At 71.6% G+C, this 531-nt stretch carries 1 protein-coding gene; it reads left to right on the forward strand.

Translation table 11 applies throughout. From position 1 onward, the window contains the following. The first annotated feature begins 174 nt into the window (after positions 1–174). Positions 175–465, forward strand: coding sequence for a DUF4235 domain-containing protein (locus AC5LUJ_RS07550; protein ID WP_250284894.1), 291 nt, complete (start codon positions 175–177; stop codon positions 463–465). Positions 466–531: the final 66 nt, after the last annotated feature.

A 531-nucleotide genomic window follows, 5' to 3' on the forward strand; every position in this document is an offset into this window, starting at 1 on the left:
TGCCCGGCAGCGGGACGCCTGCCGGTGATGAACGATCGTCAGTAACAGCTGGCTGTCGGCAACGGACGCCGTCAGCCGGACTGCCTCCAGCGGGCCCTGGGCCTCCGGCGGAGGAACAACCATGATCCCCTCGGCGTCGGCCGCCGGGGCATCTTCACGGACGGAGGTACGGAAGTGTCCCAACCGGTAGCGAAGATCGGCTGGAAGATCGTCGGAGGCGTGGCGGGAGCGGCCGCCGGGTCGGTGGCGAGCAAGGCCGTGACCCTGGCCTACAAGAAGATCCGCAAGTCGGACCCGCCGCGCAGCCCCGTGCATCCCGACACGGCCTGGGTGGACGCGATCAGCTGGGCGGCGGCCTCCGGGGTGGCGGTCGGCATCGGCAAGCTCACCGCCGAGCGGCTGGCCGCCCGCAGATGGCTGGAGGCGACCGGGTCGCTGCCGCCAGGCATCCGCGAACTGGAGTAGCACCCGCCCCACCAGAACCGAGGTCGTGCCTGCCGCAGCCACAACCAACGAGGCCCCGAGGCCACC

This window comes from Protofrankia sp. CiP1_Cm_nod3 (assembly GCF_982290655.1).